The sequence below is a fragment of the uncultured Desulfovibrio sp. genome, from assembly GCF_944324505.1.
In the GTDB taxonomy this organism is placed as follows: Bacteria; Desulfobacterota; Desulfovibrionia; order Desulfovibrionales; family Desulfovibrionaceae; genus Desulfovibrio.
On sequence record NZ_CALUWO010000003.1, the window covers coordinates 68,888 to 85,356 of the forward strand.

Annotated in this window: 14 protein-coding genes; 10 read left to right on the forward strand and 4 right to left on the reverse strand. The window is 62.2% G+C overall.

What is annotated here, in order from left to right:
• Window position 1 precedes the first annotated feature (1 nt).
• Window positions 2–511 carry a nitroreductase family protein gene (locus Q0J57_RS04630; protein WP_297217563.1) on the forward strand — a complete coding sequence of 170 codons (510 nt, stop codon included), beginning with the start codon at window positions 2–4 and terminating at the stop codon, window positions 509–511.
• A 134-nt stretch (window positions 512–645) separates the two neighbouring features.
• Here the strand turns inward: Q0J57_RS04630 and gdhA are convergent, their stop codons facing one another.
• Window positions 646–1,998: an NADP-specific glutamate dehydrogenase gene (gene gdhA / locus Q0J57_RS04635; RefSeq protein ID WP_297217564.1), complete on the reverse strand. Its 1,353-nt coding sequence runs from the start codon at window positions 1,996–1,998 to the stop codon at window positions 646–648.
• A gap of 548 nt (window positions 1,999–2,546) precedes the next feature.
• On the opposite strand from gdhA, the gene Q0J57_RS04640 reads away from it, so the two are divergent.
• From Q0J57_RS04640 to Q0J57_RS04670, 7 genes are all read left to right on the forward strand, one after another.
• Entirely contained in the window at window positions 2,547–4,028 is a 1,482-nt protein-coding gene (locus tag Q0J57_RS04640; RefSeq protein ID WP_297217566.1) for a phosphotransferase, read from the forward strand.
• Window positions 4,025–5,365 (forward strand): CDP-glycerol glycerophosphotransferase family protein, encoded by a 1,341-nt coding sequence (locus Q0J57_RS04645; RefSeq protein WP_297217568.1) that lies wholly within the window; start codon window positions 4,025–4,027, stop codon window positions 5,363–5,365. Before Q0J57_RS04640 ends, Q0J57_RS04645 begins: the two co-directional genes overlap by 4 nt.
• A complete protein-coding gene (locus Q0J57_RS04650) occupies window positions 5,362–7,902 on the forward strand; it encodes a YidC/Oxa1 family membrane protein insertase (protein ID WP_297217570.1) in 2,541 nt (846 codons plus the stop codon). The genes Q0J57_RS04645 and Q0J57_RS04650 overlap by 4 nt, the downstream gene beginning before the upstream one ends.
• 53 nt (window positions 7,903–7,955) lie before the next feature.
• Entirely contained in the window at window positions 7,956–9,029 is a 1,074-nt protein-coding gene (locus Q0J57_RS04655) for a hypothetical protein (protein ID WP_297217571.1), read from the forward strand.
• Window positions 9,030–9,311 carry a hypothetical protein gene (locus Q0J57_RS04660; protein WP_297217573.1) on the forward strand — a complete coding sequence of 94 codons (282 nt, stop codon included), beginning with the start codon at window positions 9,030–9,032 and terminating at the stop codon, window positions 9,309–9,311.
• Between the two features lie 603 nt (window positions 9,312–9,914).
• Window positions 9,915–10,685, forward strand: a complete 771-nt coding sequence (locus Q0J57_RS04665; RefSeq protein ID WP_297217575.1) for a DUF4198 domain-containing protein — start codon at window positions 9,915–9,917, stop codon at window positions 10,683–10,685.
• Window positions 10,686–10,754: 69 nt separating this feature from the next.
• The gene (locus Q0J57_RS04670) at window positions 10,755–11,411 is read left to right on the forward strand and encodes a cobalamin biosynthesis protein CbiL (RefSeq protein WP_297217576.1); all 657 of its coding nucleotides are present in this window, start codon (window positions 10,755–10,757) and stop codon (window positions 11,409–11,411) included.
• An 85-nt stretch (window positions 11,412–11,496) separates the two neighbouring features.
• On the opposite strand, the gene Q0J57_RS04675 is transcribed toward Q0J57_RS04670, so the two are convergent.
• Together Q0J57_RS04675 and Q0J57_RS04680 are read right to left on the reverse strand one after the other, a co-directional pair.
• Window positions 11,497–12,444: a P1 family peptidase gene (locus Q0J57_RS04675; RefSeq protein WP_297217577.1), complete on the reverse strand. Its 948-nt coding sequence runs from the start codon at window positions 12,442–12,444 to the stop codon at window positions 11,497–11,499.
• Complete coding sequence (locus tag Q0J57_RS04680) at window positions 12,437–12,883, reverse strand: pentapeptide repeat-containing protein (protein ID WP_297217579.1); 447 nt, start codon at window positions 12,881–12,883, stop codon at window positions 12,437–12,439. The genes Q0J57_RS04675 and Q0J57_RS04680 overlap by 8 nt, the downstream gene beginning before the upstream one ends.
• 142 nt (window positions 12,884–13,025) lie before the next feature.
• Here Q0J57_RS04680 and Q0J57_RS04685 point away from each other — a divergent pair, with 142 nt between their 5' ends.
• A complete protein-coding gene (locus Q0J57_RS04685; protein WP_297217581.1) occupies window positions 13,026–14,324 on the forward strand; it encodes a Na+/H+ antiporter NhaC family protein in 1,299 nt (432 codons plus the stop codon).
• Window positions 14,325–14,571: 247 nt separating this feature from the next.
• The gene (locus Q0J57_RS04690) at window positions 14,572–15,312 is read left to right on the forward strand and encodes a GntR family transcriptional regulator (protein ID WP_297217583.1); all 741 of its coding nucleotides are present in this window, start codon (window positions 14,572–14,574) and stop codon (window positions 15,310–15,312) included.
• A 323-nt stretch (window positions 15,313–15,635) separates the two neighbouring features.
• Here Q0J57_RS04690 and Q0J57_RS04695 read toward each other — a convergent pair whose 3' ends face one another.
• On the reverse strand, window positions 15,636–16,316 hold the full coding sequence (locus Q0J57_RS04695) for a phosphoribosylaminoimidazolesuccinocarboxamide synthase (RefSeq protein WP_297217585.1): 681 nt from the start codon (window positions 16,314–16,316) through the stop codon (window positions 15,636–15,638).
• Between the last annotated feature and the right edge of the window lie 153 nt (window positions 16,317–16,469).

The following is a 16,469-nucleotide window of genomic DNA, read 5'->3' on the forward strand; positions in this document are numbered from 1 at the left end:
CATGGAATTCTTTGATGTTCTTGATACCCGGCGCAGCATCCGCAAGTTTACAAGCGAGCCTATCAGTGCCGACGAAATCCGGCGCCTGCTGGATGCGGCCATGCAGGCCCCCAGTGCCCACAATCTGCAACTCTGGCATTTTGTGGTGGTGCAGGACCGGGCCGTGCTTGACCGCATTGCGGCCGAGCATCCCTATGCCAAGATGGCGGCACAGGCGCCGCTGGTCATTGCCGTTTGCGGGGACACGTCTGTGGAAAAAACGCCGGGCTTCTGGGTGCAGGATTGTTCGGCTGCCACCCAGAACCTCATGCTGGCCGCCCGTGCGCTGAATATCGGCAGTGTCTGGTGCGGCTGCCATCCCGTGCCGGAGCGTGTGGCCATTGTTCGCCGTATTCTGCAACTCCCTGACCACATCATGCCGCTGAACGTGGTTGTGCTGGGACATACGGAACAGTCCTTCCACAAGGCCGAGCGCTACAAGGAAGACCACGTGCATCACGACCGCTGGTGAGCGCCCGCAGGCATCCCCATCTGGCCCGTCCCCGCATGAGGACGGGCCGTTTGCTTCGGGAAGGGGATGCAACAACATGAAAAAGGGCCTCCCTTCAGCCGAAGGAAGGCCCCGCAAAACAGGACGGCAGAGGACTAGCAGACGCCCTGGGCAATCATGGCATCGGCAACCTTGCGGAAACCGGCGATATTGGCGCCCAGCACCAGATTGTTGGGCTGGCCGAAGTCCTTGGCGGTTTCAAAGGCATTGGCGTAGATATTGCCCATGATGCCCTGCAGCTTGTTGTCCACCGTGGCAAAGTCCCACTTCTGCATGCTGGCATTCTGGGCCATTTCCAGCTGGCTGGTGGCCACGCCGCCGGCATTGGCCGCCTTGGAGGGGCCGTAGCAGATGCCGGACTCCAGGAAGGCATGCACAGCTTCCAGCGTGGAAGGCATGTTGGCGCCTTCGCTCACGCACTTGCAGCCATTGGCCAGCAGGGCCTTGGCATCCTCGAGGTTCAGTTCATTCTGGGTGGCGCAGGGGAAGGCCGCGTCGCAGGGCACATTCCACACGACATTGCGTCCCGCCGGGTACTCGCTCACAGGCGTGTACTTGGCGCCGGGCACCAGCTCGGCATAGCGGGTCAGGGAGGCACGTTCCACTTCCTTCACCTGCTTGAGCACATCGACCTTGATGCCGTCGGCATCGTAGATCATGCCGCGGGAGTCGCTGACAGTGACGGGCTTGGCGCCGATGTGGTACAGCTTTTCGCAGCAGTAGGTGGCCACATTGCCCGCACCGGAAACCACGCAGGTCTTGCCTTCCAGCGAATCGCCGCGTCCCTGCATCATGTGCTGGGCAAAGTAGACATTGCCGTAACCCGTGGCTTCGGTACGGGCCAGGGAGCCGCCAAACAGCACGTTCTTGCCGGTAAGCACGCCTTCATAGCTCTTGGTGAGCTTCTTGTACTGCCCGAAGAGATAGCCCACTTCGCGGCCGCCCACGCCGATGTCGCCGGCGGGCACGTCGATGGTGGCGCCCACGTGGCGGTACAGTTCGTTCATGAATGCCTGGCAGAAGCGCATCACTTCAATGTCGGACTTGCCCTTGGGGTCAAAGTCCGAACCGCCCTTGGCGCCGCCGATGGCCAGGCCGGTGAGGGAATTCTTGAAGATCTGCTCGAAGCCGAGGAACTTCAGGATGCCGAGGTTCACGCTGGGATGGAAGCGCAGGCCGCCCTTGTAGGGGCCGAGAGCCGAATTGTACTGCACCCGGAAGCCGCGGTTGACCTGGATTTCTCCCTTGTCATCCACCCATTCCACGCGGAAGCCGATGATGCGCTCCGGTTCGACAATGCGCTCCAGAATCTTGTGCTGCTGATACTTGGGGTCCTTGTCCAGCGCGGGTTGCAGGGTCATGAGCACTTCCTGCACGGCCTGCAGGAAAACAGGCTCGCTGGCATACTTCTGTTTCAGGTCATCCATGACATGCTGTGCGTAAGACATCCTGTGATCTCCTTGGTAACATGGTTACACGATAGCGAAGCAGAAAAAATCCGGGGAGAGAGTAGCGCAGTTATCCGAGGCTTGCAATGGGAAACATGGCTTGCCATGGTCAATCATTTTCGCGGGTTATGGGAGCGTCCCATCCAGAAGCCGGCTGCGCGGCCGGGAAAGTGGCACAGGATATTGTAACAAGTTGTATCCGCAGGAGGCCGTCACCCTCAGGGCCTGCCCGGCAGAATCATGTAATGTTTCTGCGGTGTCATTGCGGTGGCAGGCCCGCTGCCGTCACGGCCGCACAGGATGGAGCGCCTGCGGAAAGCGTGGGGATGGAAAGGATTGGGATGGACAATCGCCTCAATATATGGGAAAGCTCATGAAACGATACCCGTAAAGTGCAGTGCCGGAAGCAGCGCCGCACGGGTCGGGCAGCGTTCCTGATGTCGAAAACCGTCCGCGGCTCTGCCGCCATCCTTCCGCTACCACCGCTGCCGTGAGCATGCTGGTGGTCATACCTGCGGCAGACGCTTCGTCTGCCTTTCCGGTGAGTTATGCGTGCCAACATCCTGTGTGCTGGTCTCGGGACACGTCTGCGCCCGCTGACCTATATCAAACCCAAACCCCTGCTGAATATTGGCGGATATCCGCTTGTGGAACGCACCATCCGTCAGCTGCATGCCGATGGCGTGACGGATATTGCCCTGGTGGTGGGCTACAAGCACGAGTGCTTTCAATATCTTGTGGAAAAGTACGGTGTACAGCTCATCCTGTCGGACTGCTACGCCACGGCCAACAACTATTCCTCGCTGGCGCTTGTGGCGCATCGTCTGGGGGACAGCCTGGTCATTGACGGCGACCTGTACATCCGCCGGCCGCTGGTTCCCCTGCTGCGTCCCGGGGTCTCGCAGTTTCTTGCACAGGAAACGCAGCGCGGCGAGGAATGGGAACTGCTTACCGATGATACGGACCGCCTTGTCCGGGTGAAGAAGGACTCGCCGGCGGGCTATTCCATGTCCGGCATTTCCTACTGGACGGAAGAAACAGCCGCGCTGCTGCGCGAGGAGCTGGCCCGCTGCACGCCCGACGACTACTGGGAGGATGCCGTCATCCGCCTGCTGGACAGGACGCCCATCTATGTGACGCGCACCCGGCTGCTGCAATCCGAAATAGACAGTCTGGACGATGTGCTGTCCCTGGGGCTGCTGTCTCCCGATGAGCTGGCCGATCAGTGTTCCGAAACCAGCATGGCCGAAAAGCTCAAGGGACTGACCAACGATACCTACCGCATCCGCCTGCATGACAAGAGCCTTGTGCTGCGCATTCCCGGCCGCGGCACGGACCAGATCATCGACCGCAGCGTGGAGGCGGCCATGCTGGACCTGCTCAAGGGGCTGGACATTACGCCATCCTGCGCCTTTTACGCCGGCGGCATCAAGACCACCACCTTTCTGGAAGACTACCATATCCTGACGCCGGACATGCTGGGGGATGGCGTGTGCATTCCCGGTGTGGTGGGCCTCATGAAGCAGCTGCATGCCATTCCCATGCCGGCAGGATTTCGCGAGCAGCACGGCCCCCACGCGGTGCTTTCCGTGCTGTCCGAGGTCAAGCTCTATGAGCGGCAGGGGGGCATCAACGTGCTGACCCCGGAGGAGCGCAAGGCCATGTATGGCTTTGCCGAAGAAATGGACGCTGACGAAAAATGCTTCTGCCACCGGGATTTCGTGCTGGAGAATATCCTGCGCAAGGGCAATGATTTCAAGCTCATTGACTTTGAATATGCCTGTTTCTGCTCTTCCTACTGGGATTATGCCAGCTTTGTGACGGAAACGCGGCTTGCCGGTGCCAATCTGAAGGCATTTCTTGATGCCAGCCAGGCAGACCCCACCCGCCTGCTCCGGGCCATGATCATCGTGGACTACATCTGGGGCCTCTGGGGCTTTTATCGGGACTGCATCGATTACGGCCGCGGCCGCATTGCGGAAATGGACCGCAATCTCAAGCTGCTTCAGGCAGGCAGGATACCGTCATGAGACAGCTGCGCCCCGTCTGGCGCTATCTGACCTGCCTTCTCGTGCTGGAGGCGGTCTTTCCGGCGCCCTCGCATGCCTATCTTGATCCCGGCACCGGCAATATTCTTGTCTATGTGGCCATCAGCCTGGTGGGCACGGTTCTCTATTTTCTGAAAAATCTTGTCTATGCCGTCATGGGCAAGGCGCGCGGCGAAACACGGGCTGCCCGGCTGGATCACGAGCGCATTCTCATCTTTTCCGAAGGGCGCACCTACTACTATACCTTCAAGCCCGTCATCGATGCCTTCCTGCGGCGGGGGGTGCCCTTTTCCTACATTACCATGGACATCGAGGACCCGGCCCTGACCATAGAAAACGATCTCATGGCCTCGCGCTACATCGGATGCGGCGCCGCGGCCTTTGCCCGGGCCGCCGGCCGGCATGCGGACATCATGCTGTCCACCACGCCCAATATCGGTACCCCCGGCTTTCCCATGCCGCGCCCGCGGCGGGTGACCTGCCTGGCCCACATCTGCCACGGGGTAGGGGACATTGCCCTGTATCAGAAAGGCTCGCTGGATCACTACGACAGCGTGCTCATGGTGGGGGACTTCATGCTGCCCAGCATCCGCCGCCTGGAAGCGCTGCGCGGTCTGCCGCCCAAGGAATGCGTTTCACTGGGGCTGCCCTATTTGGATGAACTGGCGGCACGGGTGGTGAAAAAGCAGGGGCAGAGCACGCCGCCCGTGGTGCTGGTGGCTCCCTCGTGGGGCAACAAGGGCTGCCTGAATATCTGCGGCCCGCAGTTCATGGTGGACCTGGCCCGGGCCGGTTACGAGGTTATTTTCCGGCCGCATCCGCAGTCGCTCAAGGTGGAAACGGATATGCTGACCTCGGTGCATGAGCTGCTGCGCGATTTTCCCAATGTGAGCTTTGATACGGACATGGACGCCACGGCCTCCATGCGCCGGGCCGATGTCATGATTTCGGACAAATCCTGCGTGCGCTTCGACTTTGCCTTTCTTTATGAAAAGCCGGTCATCACCCTGGATATCCCGGTGCGCAATCCCGAACTCTACGAGGTGGCCGATCTGGGCGTTGTCTGGGAAGATACGGTGGCCGGGCGGCTGGGCGAGGTGGTTTCGCCGGAAGATTTCAGCAACATTCTGCCCGTGGTGGAACGTGCCCTGGCCACGCCTTCCACCGCCATTGCCGCCTTTCGCGAGGAATCCGTGGCCTGCTGGGGCCACAGCGGCGAGGCCATAGCCCAGTGGACCGTGGATACCCTGGCCCGCATGGATGCCGCGCATGAGGCCGGCACAGCCGGCGCCGCCTCCCTTCAGGAAAATCCGTCATGATGTCGCTTCTCTACGAAATATTCATTCTGCCCATCGAAATCATCTACCGGGCCATCTATCTTGGCAGTGTGGAGCTGACGGGTAATTATGGTCTGAGCATTCTTGTGCTGTCGGCGGTGAGTGCCGTGGCCTTCATCCCGCTGGGGCGGCTGGCCGTGGGCATGCAGGCCGGCGAAAAGAAGGTCCAGCAGATCATGGCGCCGCAGATTGCCAGAATACGCAGCCAGTCCCACGGGGCAGAGCGCCAGCGGCGCATCAACAATCTGTACAAGCGCTACGGCTATCACCCTCTCATGGCCATCCGTTCGGCCTTTGGGGTGGCCCTGCAGATTCCCTTCCTCACCGGGGCCTACTACATGATTCTGGGGCTGAGCCAGCTGCACGGGCAGCCCTGCCTCATGATTGCCGACCTGTCCCAGCCCGACGGCCTGCTGTGGGGCGTCAATGCTCTGCCCATTGTCATGACCGCGGTGAACATCACGGCCACGCTGACCACCCCCGGTCTCAGCCGCAAGGACACCCTGCAGGCCATCATCATTGCCTTTTTCTTTCTGGCTCTGCTCTACAATGCCGCCTCGGCCCTGCTCATCTTCTGGACCATGAACAATGTCTTCTTCCTGCTCCAGAATCTGCGCCTGCCGGTGCACCTGCCGCGCTTCCGCCGGCCGGTCTTTGCCCAGGGCGCCATGAGTACGGCCATGAGCGCCACCCTGCGTTCCGTCTATGGGCTGTCCTGCGCGGGCCTGGCCACGCTCATCTTTCTTTATGTGCCCTTTCAGACCTATGCCTCGGATCCGGCCTTCTTTGCCGTGGGACCGCTGGACGTGCTGCTGGGCATGGTGCGTTATCTTTCCCTGACCTTTTTCATCGTCTTTGTGCTCTGGCTCTGGTTTCCGGCGCGCTGCAAGGCTCTGCCGGCCTTTGTGGCGCTGCTGGCCCTGTGTCTGGCCTTTGTGGATGTTTTTCTGCTGCCCGGCAACTTCGGGGCACTGGACGGAACGCGCTTTCTGCAGGAGGCCCGTATCGGCCGTCCCATGGGCTGGCTGGGGGATGCGCTGCTGCCGCTGCTGGTGGCCGCGGCATTGAGCACGGCCCTCTTTGCCCTGCGCCCTGTGCGCCGGCAACTGCCGCGCGTGCTGTCCATTGCCCTGTTCTCCCTGCTGGTGCTCACCTCCTGGAATGCGCTGCGTGCCGGAGAGGATGTGGCAGAGGACAGCGAATTTGCTCCACCGCCCTATGCCGGGGCCATGCAGGCCTACTCCCGTGACCATGAGAACGTGGTCATTGTTGTCATGGACATGTTCACGGGCGGGCACATCGAAAAGATGCTGGATGACCCCTGGTTTGACAACTTCCGCCGGCAGATGGACGGCTTTGTCTGGTATCCTGACACGGTATCCATGGCGGATGCCACGGTGCTCAGCCTGCCGAGCGTCTATGGTGGCCATGGCTACAGTCCGGCGGCCACCAATGGCCGGGCATCCATGACGCTGGAAGAAAATATCAACAGTGCCTTTGCGCTCATGCCGCGCAATTTTGCGGCCATGGGCTACGATGTCTGCGTCATCAACGGCCTGGAATACTTCAACCGGAAATACTATGAGAAGCATCTGGGGAAAACGGATCGCGTCGTCACCGTGCCCCACGTGCGCCGGACTTTTCTGCGCAAATACTACGATGGCGTGACCCTGCGCGACTTCAGCAGCTTTTTTGCCATGCTGGGGGTTTTTCAGGCGTCGCCCAACATGCTGAAGCAGAAGCTCTATGACGATGGGAACTGGTGCAATGCCGGCGACGGCATTCTTGCCGCCAGCATGGATACCTACCGGGAAGAGGATGCCTATTTCCGCTATGTCTTCACGTCGGGCATCACGGCCGATGCCCCCCACCCCACGGCCAAGATATTCTACACCATGCTGTCCCACTACATGTGGCACTATGCGCCGGACCTCAAGGACGGCGTGCCGCAGATCGTGGCCGATCCCTGCCCGGAAACGCCGGGCCAGCTCATCCACAAGGGCGGCGTGCTGCCCGAGCACTACTATGCGGAACGTCACCTGCTGCGCTATCTCATGCGCTTTTTCGAGCAGCTCAGGGCCGCAGGCATTTATGACAATACGCGCATCATCCTTGTTTCGGACCATGGCGAGCAGGACAGCCAGATGGTGGCCCGCGCCTACAATGACGGCAGGGAATTTGCCGACGGTGTGCCCTATGGCCGCGGCCGCTATGCGCCCGGACGGCCGCATGCCCTGCTCATGGTCAAGGAGCCGGGCGCTCGCGGGCCGTTGCGTGTGGATGATGCTTTCATGTCCAGTGCGGATGTTCCGCTGCTGGCACTCAAGGGCATCGGGCGCTGTGATGCCTTTTCCCTCTATGATCCGACGGCCATTCCCGAACCGCGCGTGCTGACCCATGCCCGGGGCGGGGCGCGCTGGAGCGAGCACAGGAACAAGACCTATATCTTTGAGCAGCACCGCCTGGAGGGGACGCTCTTTGATCCGGCCAGGAATACCCTGGAAGGCATGTACGACTAGGCTGCCGCTGGCAGCGGTTCTGATGGATCGGGGACTGCCCCGAAAGGAGGAGCATGGTGTCTACCAGTACACCGCAGGTGGCGGCGGCCCGTGCCGCACTTTTCCGGAAATTTCGTCTGCATGGCATGACGGTGGCCGTTTTGTCCGGCATGTCCTACGGGCTGTACACGGCCTTCATGACGCTGGGCATGGGCGAGGGCATCTGGGCCACGTGGTACGGTGAGGGGGCAGGGCTGTCGGCCTTTGCCGTCATGTTTCTGCTCAGCGCGCTGGGGGCGGCCGTCACGGACTCGTGCAGCGCGGTCTGGGCCGTGCTGATCGCGCTGTACAAGGGCAAGCTGGGGGATGTCTTCCGCTGCCTGCGCACCCGCCCCGGCGTGGTCATGATGCTGGCCGCCCTGGTGGGCGGCCCCATTGCCAGCACCTGCTACGTGCTGGGCCTGCAGAACGCCGGGTCCATCATTGTTCCCATCAGCGCGCTGTGTCCGGCCATCGGAACGCTGTTCAGCCGCATCCTCTTCGGGCAGCCGCTCAATCTGCGCATCATGACCGGCATTTTCATCTGCTTTGTGGCCAGTGTCATGATCGGCAGCACCGGTCTGGGAGAAGATGCCCCACAGCACCTCATGCTGGGGCTGGGCTTCGGCTTTCTGGCGGCTCTGGGCTGGGGCATCGAGGGCTGCGTCTGCGGTTACGGCACGGCGCTCATTGACGCCGAGGTGGGCATTACCATCCGGCAGCTCACGTCCGGTCTGTCCAACCTTGTGATTCTGGTGCCCCTGTTTGGCTGGATCGGCGGGGCAGATTCCCTGAACATGGTGCTGACCGCCTTTGGGGATACCACGGCCATGCCCTGGTTTGTGGTGGCCGGCTTCTGTGCCTATTTTGCCTTCATGCTCTGGTACCGGGGCAATGCCATGTGCGGTGCGGCGCTGGGCATGGCCTGCAACGGGGCCTATTCCTTCTGGGGACCGTTCTTCATCTGGCTGGTACTGGGCATTGGCTGCGGCATGGACGGCAAGAGCATGCCTCCCATTGCCTGGGTTGCCTCCCTTGTCATGGTGCTGGGGATTTTCATCATTGCCATGAATCCTCTGCACTGTTTCCAGAATCAGGAGGAACGCTAGATGCTGCCGCTCAACTATGCCATTCTGCGCTATATGACCACAGTGCCCGAAGCCTGCGCCGAGGATGTGGTAACGGCCCTTGCGCCCCGGTACGGAAGATTCAAGGCCCTGCGGCCCCTGCACGTGCGCAATGCCCTGCTGACGGCCGTGGTCAATGGCCTGCTGGAAGAATCCCGCTGCGAACTTGGCCCGGACGGGGAGCTGCGCCTCTATTTCCGTGCCCATGACGAGGGGGCGGCCACCATTCGCAAGTACATACGCGACGATGACCTCTTCGCCTAGCAGGCCTTTCCGGGAGGCAGGCAGGGCATCCGCCAGCACAACGGGGAAAACGCCTTCTGCCGGGCTGTCATATCCGTCCTGATACGCTTTTTGGGGGGAGCGATACGTGGCGCTGCCGGATACGCCGGTGTATTTCCTCCGGCAGGCGCCTGCCGGCAGCATGCCCGCGAACAGCAAATATATCATGCCATAATATATATCATGCCATGCTGATGGCCGCAGCTGTCAGGGGGAGCAGGCCCCGTGTGCACGGTCTTGTGTGCGTTACGGCGGAGGAAAAGGCTAATGAGCCTTTCCTCCGCCGTATTGTTTGTCCCATGGTGTTCTGGGGCATGCTCCGCCTCGGGATCGGCTCCTGAACGGCAACAACGCCTGGGGGGGACTGACAGCGCCATGCCTGCCCTCAGACGGCCTTCCTGCCCGGAAAACAGCGGGCGCAGGAGAGGAGGGCGAAAGGGCATCGACAGGCTGCCTGCGGGCAGAGCATTCCTGTGTTGCTATTTTTTTAAAAAACGTGTTATCAAGGACGGGCACGTGCACAGGACGGACGGGCAGGTTCCTGCCCGTTTTTCAGAAAGATTTCAACGCAGAGGATACACCATCATGTGGAAGCAGTGCTGCGCCACCCTGGCGCTGGTATGTTGCCTTGCTGTGCCTGCCCAGGCACATTTTGGCATGGTCATTCCGTCCAGTGCCACGGTGACGGACAAGAAGGCCGCGGACCTTGGCCTGGAGATTTCCTTTTCCCATCCCATGGACATGCAGGGCATGGACATGGCCGCTCCCAGGGCCTTTACCGTGACGGCCAATGGCAAGACGGAAAATCTGACGGCACGCCTTGCGCCGGGCAGCGTTATGGGACACAAGGCCTGGAAGGCCGCCTACCGGCTGAACCGTCCCGGGGTATATCAGTTTGCCCTGGAGCCTGCGCCCTATTTTGAGCCGGCGGAGGACTGCTTCATCATTCATTATACCAAGACCGTGGTGGCTGCCTTTGGCGACGAGGAAGGCTGGGACCAGCCGCTGGGCCTGAAGACGGAAATCGTGCCGCTGACGCGCCCCTTCGGCAATTATGCGGGCAATGTCTTTCAGGGGCAGGTTCTGCTGAACGGCAAGCCCGTGCCCGGCGCCCTGGTGGAAGTGGAGTGCTATAACCGGGACAAGGCGCATGCGGCGCCTGATGCCTATTTTGTGACGCAGACCGTCAGGGCCGATGCCAACGGCGTCTTTGCCTATGGTGTGCCGTGGGCCGGCTGGTGGGGCTTTGCCGCGCTGAATACGGCCGAGGAAAAGCTGCCGCATGAGGGACAGCCCAAGGATGTGGAACTGGGGGCAGTGCTCTGGGTGGAATTTGTGGCGCCGCGCGGCCGCTAGCCGCTGGTCGTCACGGCAAGCAATGCCGGGCAGGCCGCTGGAGTGTCTGCCCGGCCGGAGGAAATGGTCATGCCGTATGCGTTCCGTTGGGCATCCCGTCTGCTGGCGGGCTGCTGTGTGCTGCTGTGGGGGCTGGTCTGCGCGCTGCCGACCCAGGCCCACCGGGTCAACATCTTTGCCTGGCTGGAAGGGGAAAGCGTTGTGGTGGAGTGCGGCTTCAGCCGTTCTTCTCCCGTGAAGAACGGGCAGATTACGGTTGTTGATGCCGTGAGCGGCGCCGAGCTGCTGCAAGGCAGAACGGATGACCAGGGCATGTTCCGCTTTCCCGTACCACAGGCGGCCCGGCAGGGGCATGGGCTGCGCCTCGTGCTGGCAGCCGGCGAAGGGCACGCCAATACGTGGACCATGGATGCGGAAGAATTTGCCCCTCTCCGGGGGGCGCCCGCCGTTTCTCAGGCCGCGCCTGCGGCACAGGCCGTTGCGGCGGGGGACGGAGCGTCCCTTTCCCCGGAATCGTCCGGGGCGGCGCATTCGTCAGCGGCGGGCATGGTGCCGCTGGAGGCTGTGCGCCAGGTGGTGGACAGCGCGCTGGAAGCCCGGCTTGCTCCCATCCGTCGTGAGCTGGCGGCCCTCAACACGTCGGAACCGACGGTGCGGGATATTGTGGGCGGCATCGGCTGGATACTGGGCCTGGTAGGCATTGCCTGCTATTTCCGCCGCCGCTGATGGCCGCAGAATGATGACCAGAGGGGGCGCAAGCGCCCCTTTTTTTGTGTGATGGCGCAGGGCAGGCTGTCCTGCGCAGCGGGCTTCAGGCGGTGGTGGCGGCGGCCACCGTGGCACGCGCCACGGCCTCTGCCCCCAGAGCGCCCAGCAGATTTTCCGTCCACGGTCCGGCCTGGGCCGGCAGGGGCTGCTGCGAGGCCAGGGCAAACACCATGTCCCCGTCCAGCGTCAGATGCGCAGGGCGGAGGCAGCGGGCCAGCCCCGTGGCGGCCATGCGGGCCAGGCGGCTGGTCTGGGCCTTGTTCAGGGGAACATTGGTTGCCACCACGGTAAGCACGGTATTGGACGGCGGGAGGGCGTCCCCGGCCAGCGCCGCGAGCATGGCCGCCTGTCCCAGGGGGGCGCCGTGTTCATCCCGGCCGCCGGCCAGAAAGGTACCGTCCTGCGGGTCTACCACATTGCCCAGCGCATTGAGTACCACCAGCGCCGCCACCAGAATGCCCCCGTGGCTGGCCAGGGCTGACCCCAGCCCCGCTTTCTGGGAGGCATCCCGCCCGGCGTAGCAGGAGAACAGGCGCCCGCAGCGCGCTCCGGTGCCGGCGCCCACGGCGCCCTGTTCCACCGGATCCGAAGAGGCGGCAGCGGCCGCAGCCTGGCCCATGGCGGCATCGGGCAGTGCTCCCCGGCTGGTGTTTCTGTCCAGATCATAGATGACGGCGCCGGGAACAATGGGCACCACGCCGTGAGGCACCGGAAAACCGTGCCCCAGCTGTTGCAGATGGCGCATGATGCCGTCGGCGGCAGCAAGCCCGAAGGCACTGCCGCCGGAAAGGGCAATGCCGTGCACACAGTCCACCAGGGATTCCGGGCGCATGAGTTCCGTTTCGCGCGAGCCGGGGGCAAAGCCGGGAACGGCAAGGCCGGGCGTGAAGCCCTGGGGACAGAGAATGGCCGTGCAGCCTGTATGCAGATCGGTGCGGGTGGCGTGCCCCACCAGCAGGCCGGGAATGGCCGTCAGGGTCTGGTTAGTCATGGCAGGTTTTGTCCGTAGTGTAGGGTGGCAGGCCGCTGGCGCCGTCCAGCCAGGCGCGGTCAAGGCAGGCCGCATGCAGGTCCGCGTGGTGCAGGTCTGCGCCGCGCAGATTGGCGCCGGAAAGGTCCGCATGAGAGAGCAGGGCATCCTCGAGAACGGCTCCCGCCAGCCGGGCTTCCGCCAGGCAGGCATGGCGCAGGTCAGCGCCGTTGAGGCTGGCTCCGGAAAGGATGGCACCGCTCAGGTTGGCATTTTGCAGGTCGGCGTTGACCAGATTGGCGCCGGAAAGGTCAGCCAGGGAAAGATCGGCCCCGCACAGGTCGGCGCCGGCAAGATTGGCTCCCCGCAGATCATGGCCCCGGAAATCCTTGCCGGAAAGTCCCTGACGGGCCAGATTGGCGCCGGCCATGCCGGGAGGGGATGCGTGCGCATGTGCCATGAAGCTCTCCTTGATAGCGGTTCGCCGTCTATGGTAGCCAAGGAGGGCCGGCGAGACAAGATGCCCCCGCGTTTCCGGGCGGCGGCCCGTGTGACAGGCACTTTCTTGACACGCACTGCCGCCGGTGACAGGAATCCCCCTCATGAATGCCCTCATCCTCACCTTGTTTCTGGGCGGGCTGGCAGCCTGCATAGCCAGCGGCACCAGCGTGCTGGCGGCGCTGCTCTTCGGCTTGGTCTGTTTTGCGGGGCAGGCGCTGCTGCAAGGGCACGGACTGCATGCCCTGGCCGGCATGATGTGGTCTGGCGTGCGCACCATCGGCCATATTCTCTGCCTTTTTGCCCTGATCGGCCTGCTGACGGGCGTCTGGCGGGCGGCGGGCACCATTCCCTGCATCATTCATCTGGCCCTGCCGCTGGTGGACCCGTCGTATTTTCTGCTCTGGGCATTCGTGCTGTGCAGCGGCATGAGTCTGCTGCTGGGAACTTCCTTCGGCACGGTCAGCACCCTGGGCGTGATCTGCATGCTGCTGGCGCGGGCGGCCGGGCTTGACGAGGGGCCGGTGGCCGGAGCCATTCTCAGCGGCATCTATGTAGGGGACCGCTGTTCGCCGCTGTCGTCCAGTGCTGCGCTGGTCAGCGCCCTGACAAGGACGTCGCTGTATGACAATATCCGCCTCATGTGGCGAACGGCGGCACTTCCTCTTGGGTTGAGCTGTCTGGCGTATGGGCTGTTGTCCCCATCAGGGAATGCCCCTGTGACCTCTGCCATAAGCGATACCCTGGAGCAGCATTTTGTGCTGAACGGCTGGACCCTGCTGCCGGCCCTGTGCGTCATTGCGCTGAGTCTGCTGCGCGTGGCGGTGAAAAAGGTCATGCTTGTCAGCATTGTGCTGGGGGTGCTGATCTGTCTGCTGGTGCAGCGCCTGCCGCTGGAGGAGGTCCTGCGCTGTCTTGTGCTGGGCTATGCGTCCCGGCCGGGAACGGAAATGCTGGCCGGCGGCGGGCTGGTTTCCATGGCGTCGGTGGGCGGCATTGTGCTGCTGGCCTCGTCCTATGCGGGCATTCTGGAAGCAACAGGGCTGCTGCGGGGCTTGCGGCAGGCCCACGCCTGGCTGGCAAATCGTCTGGGCAGGGTGCGGGCCACGGTGCTGGCCAGCATTCCCCTGTCGGCCATCAGCTGCAATCAGACCCTGGCCATCATTCTGGTGCATCAGCTGTGCTCCCCGGCCCACAGCAACCGCAGCGAAATGGCCATGGTGCTGGAAAACAGCGCGGTCCTGGTGTCGGTGCTCATCCCCTGGAGCATTGCCGGCAGCGTGCCCTGCGCCGCTCTGGGGGTGGATGCCTCCTGCCTGCCCTATGCCTGGTATCTCTACCTTGTGCCGCTGCTGACCGTTCTTTGGCCGGCCTGGATGACAGGTCGGCGGCAGGGCATATGAGGGGATATATCGACGCTTGTGAAAAAAGAAATTTTATGCAAGATTTCCCAGCGGATTAGCGGTGCTGCCGACAGTGCTCTGCAAGCGCCCCCTCGCGGGCCGGGCGGAGACTGGACGAAAGGCCCGCGTCGGGCTAGAACAAAAGAGGCATCCTGCGCAGCGCGCGTGCCGGCCTGCCGTCCTGCCTGTTCCGCATGGCACGGGCCATGGGCAGAGGGCCTTCGCAACCTACAGTCAGCGAGCGTTTATGAGTCAGGCGAATTACAGAAAGTATCTTCCCAAGTATATTCACATTTATGACTGGCTGCTGAGCGAGATCAGGCAGGGTAATATCGCCATCGGCCAGAAGCTGCCCACGGAACTGGAACTGATGGAACTTTTCAAGGTCAATCGTTCCACGGTGCGGGCCGCCTTTGCCAAGCTGGAGCGAGGCCAGATGGTGAAACGCCAGCAGGGCAAGGGCACCTTTCTCATTTCCAGTGCGCCGCCGGTTTTTGTGCGCTCCCTCCAGAATTTCAGCACGGTCCAGGACGAAACGGTGGATGACGAGGGCGTGGTGTGGGAAGTGCATGAATCTGGCGAGGTGCTGGCCTCTCCCCTGCATGCCGTCAAGCTCAATGTACGGGAAAACGATCCCATCTTCCGGGTTCTGCGTGTGGGCAGTGTGGACGATACGTCCTTTGTGGCCGAATATATCTATGTGGCCAGTCCCTTTCTGGCGGCCTACAAGGAGCATGTGGACTTTACGGAAGTGTACTACCCCTTGCTCGAAAAAAGTTGCGGTATCAAGCCCACGCGCATGCCCATCTTTCTGCGGGCCGTTCGGCCGGACGAGGATGTGCAGCGCCATCTGCACATTGACGAAAACATGCCCTGCATGGAAGTGACCAGCTATATGTACGATCAGAACGATACCCCTGTGGAGCTGACCAGAGCCATCTACCGCGGCGACTGCTACGTCTTTTCAGGAGAATCTTCCATAGGCTAGGGGGAGTGACGTCCGCCGTACGGTGTGTTCAGGGGAGAGGGAAGCTCCCCAACGCTTCTCCTGTGCGCGTTTTTTTCAAGGGCGTGGCGCACCCGGCAAGCATGCTGTACACAAGCAGCGGCTATGCGTTCCTTGTCTGCACCAGCGGGCAGCATGGGGAGGATGCCCGCGTCTGTCCTGCGACGGACGGCCCGTGATGTGCTTTTTTTTGTGTGGCCTCGGCGGCACACGAGACAGCAGGCGCCCCGGCGGTGTATCCGCCGGGGCGCCTGCGCGTTATACGACGAGAGCTGTATGTCTGTTCCGCCGTGCGGAACGACGCATCAGGCAAAGAAGAGTTTGGACAGGGTCATGGGGTCGATATACGTGCCATCCTTGTAGACGCGCATATTGCCCGAGGCGATTTCATCAATGAGCATGATGTTCCCGTCCGCGTCGTAGCCGTATTCAAACTTGATGTCGTAGAGCACCAGGCCCTTTTCCTTGAGATCGTCGGCCACGATCTGGGTGATTTTCTGGGTCATGTCCTTGATGGTATCGTACTGTTCCGCGGTCATGACGCCCAGCACCACCAGGCCGTCCTTGGTTACCAGCGGATCGCCCAGGGCATCGTTCTTGAAGGTGGTTTCCACATAGGCGGGCAGGTCGTCCCCTTCACTGACATAGTCGCGGTAACGGCGCAGGAAGCTGCCCACGGCCTTGTGCCGGCAGATGACTTCCAGCCCCTTGCCGAAGGTTTTGGCCGGCAGCACTTCCATGGTGGTATCTGCAAGGTTGGCCTTGACATAGTGGGTGCGGATACCGGCGGCATTGATCTTTTCAAAGAAATAGATGGACATGCGCAGGTTCACATCGCCCACGCCCGCAATGGTCAGCCCCACGCTGTTTTCGCCCGGATCAAAGACACCGTCCTTGCCGGTGCAGTCATCCTTGAATTGCAGCAGATAGTTGCCGTTTTCCAGTGCAAAGACATTCTTGGTCTTGCCGGTGTAGACGAGCTTCATGAGCATACCTCCGGGGTGTTACAGGGATGTGTGGCGCGAAGGGGCATGACGCCGCCCCCTGGAGGGGCTGTACCCGCGCCTGGCCGCGATATCCGCCATGAGCGGCAGTGGCAGGGAATAGCAGGCTTTCGGCGTGAAGGCAAGCTGCCTGCC